The organism is Mycobacterium sp. 852002-50816_SCH5313054-b (assembly GCF_001667185.1).
Lineage (GTDB): Bacteria > Actinomycetota > Actinomycetes > Mycobacteriales > Mycobacteriaceae > Mycobacterium.
In genome coordinates this window covers 1-2,780 of the sequence record NZ_LZIC01000053.1, presented here as the reverse complement: position 1 = coordinate 2,780, position 2,780 = coordinate 1, and the positions used below count along the sequence as shown (strand labels likewise).

1 pseudogene is annotated in these 2,780 nt (G+C 79.8%); it reads right to left on the bottom strand.

Going from position 1 to position 2,780, the window contains the following annotated elements:
- Positions 1 to 2,780: pseudogene (locus A5787_RS27315) on the bottom strand (PE family protein); the annotation flags it as partial.

Here is a 2,780-nt window from a genome sequence, read left to right as displayed (position 1 = left end):
GGCCGCCGTCGCCGCCGCTGCCGCCGGCCGGGCTGGTGGCGCCAGCGCCGCCTTGGCCGCCTTGGCCGCCGAAGCTGCCCGCGCCGGCGTGGTGACCGCTGATCGTGGTCGCGCCGCCTTGGCCAGCAGCGCCGCCGGCCCCGCCGTCGCCGCCGGCGCCCGCGGTGCCGGTGCCGAGGGTGCCGCCGGTACCGATCTCGCCGCCGGCGCCGCCTTGGCCGCCTCGACCGCCGGGCCCGCCGCCGGTGGCGTTGTTGCGGCCGTCGTCGGCGTAGCCGGTGCCTCCCTGACCGCCGACGCCGCCAGAGCCGCCGTGGCCGCCGCTGCCGTCGACCGCACCGGGGACGGCGGTTCCGCCAGTCCCGCCGGCGCCACCGACGCCGCCTTGACCGCCTCCGCCGCCGAAGCTGGAGGGCGTCCCGGTGACGCCTTGGCCGCCGGCGCCGCCTTGACCGCCCTGGCCGCCCGCAGCGGCGATGTCACCGCTGGTGGTAGTGGCGCCGCCTTGACCGCCCTGGCCGCCGGCGCCGCCGGTGCCACCACCGCTGGAGCCGCCTGGCCCGACCGCGCCCCCGCCCCCGCTGCCACCATGGCCGCCGCTGCCGCCAGCGGTGGCGTCGTTGGTGCCATCATCGGCATAGCCGGTGCCGCCTTGGCCGCCTCGGCCGCCGGTGCCGCCGGCGCCGGCGCTGCCGGTGAAGCCGTCGCTACTGGCGCCCCCCTGGCCGCCTTGGCCGCCGCCGCCGCCGTCGCCACCGGTACCGCCCATGTGGCCAGGTGTCCCCGAGGCGCCTTGCGCCCCGGCCCCGCCAGTGCCGCCCTGGCCGCCTGCGCCGCCGAACCCGGCGAGGTTCGCCCCGCCGCCGATGCCGCCGGTGCCGGCCGCGCCGCCCGCACCCGCGCTGCCACCGCTGCCACCGGCGCCGCCCATGCCGGCGTCGTTGGTGCCATCGTCGGCGTAGCCGGTACCGCCTTGGCCGCCTTGTCCACCCGTGCCGCCGCGGCCGCCGTATCCGTTGGTTCCGCCGTTACCTGCTCCACCTTGGCCGCCTTGGCCGCCAGCGCCGCCGTCGCCGCCGATGCCGGCTGCATGGCCGAGTGTGCCGGTGGCGCCTTGGGCGCCGGCCCCGCCCGTGCCGCCCGTGCCGCCCCTGCCGCCGACACCCACGTTCCCCACATCGCCACCGGTGCCCCCGGCGCCCGCGGCGCCGCCCAGGCCGGCGCCGCCGCCGGCGCCCCCTGCGCCGCCGATGCCGGCGTCGTTGGTTCCGTCGTCGGCATACCCGATGCCCCCCTGACCGCCCTGGCCGCCATAGCCCCCTTGGCCGCCGCTGCCATTGACTGCGCCGGTGACGGCGCTGCCGCCCTCTCCACCTTGGCCACCGTCGCCGCCCTGGCCGCCGGCGCCAGCCGGGTGGCCCAGCGTGCCGGTGGAGCCTTGGCCACCTTGACCGCCGAAACCGCCGGTGCCGCCGCCGCCGGCGGCGTCACCGCTATAGGTGGTGGGGCCGCCCGTACCGCCGGCGCCGCCTTGACCGCCCGTCCCCGAGACGCCCGGGGTGCCCGCGACGCCGCCGGTACCGGCAACGCCACCGGTACCACCCTGGCCGCCGGTGCCGCCGTAGCCGCCATCGGTGGCGTTGTTGGTGCCGTCATCGGCGTAGCCGGCGCCGCCCTGGCCACCGTGACCGCCCGCGCCGCCCGCACCGCCTGAGCCGTTGATCCCGCCGTTGCCAGCCCCACCGTGGCCGCCCTGGCCGCCACTGCCACCCTGGTCGCCGACGCCGCCCCCCCTGCCGATGGTGGCGGACGCACCTTGGGCGCCGGCGCCGCCAGTGCCACCAGTGCCGCCTTGACCACCGGTGCCCAAGCTGCCCGGGGCGCCGCCGGTGCCGCCGCTGCCCGCCGCCCCGTTGAGGCCAGCGGCACCACCGCTGCCACCGGCGCCGCCGGCGGTGGCGTCGTTGGTGCCGTCGTCGGCGTAGCCGGTGCCACCCTGGCCGCCGTGGCCGCCGGAGCCACCAGTGCCACCAGAACCATTAGTGCCGCCGTCACCGGCGCCGCCCTGGCCGCCGTGACCGCCGGCGCCGCCGTCGCCGCCTGTGCCACCGACATCGCCGATGGTGGCGGTAGCGCCCTGGGCACCGGCCCCACCGGTGCCGCCGCTGCCGCCATTGCCTCCGGCGCCCACGGCGCCCGCCAGGCCGCCGGTTCCGCCGAATCCAGCCACCCCGCCGACGCCAGCGCCGCCACCAGTACCGCCGGTTCCGCCGGCAGTCGCATCACTGCTGCCGTCATCGGCGTAGCCGGTGCCGCCCTGGCCGCCTTGGCCCCCAGCGCCGCCAACACCGCCGGAGCCGTTAGTGCCGCCGTTTCCGGCGCCACCCGCGCCGCCTTGGCCGCCGGGCCCGCCCGCAAAGCCGCTGCCGCCAGCATCGCCGATCGTTCCGGTGGCACCCTGGCCGCCAGCGCCGCCAGACCCGCCGACGCCACCGCCCCCACCGGTGCCCGCGGTACCCGCCTGGCCGCCGCTTCCGAACAATCCGGCGGCCCCACCGGCCCCCCCGGCGCCGGCGTAACCACCCGTTCCGCCGGCACCTCCGGCCGCGCCGTCGCCGCCTACGCCCGCCGCACCGGTCCCGCCGACGCCGCCGGCACCTCCACTACCGCCCAGGCCGCCGGCGCCGCCGGCACCGAACAGTCCCGAGGCCACCATTACCTCCGGTAGCGCCGTCGCTGGTGTCCGTGCTACCGGTCCCGCCGCCGCCGCCTTGGCCGCC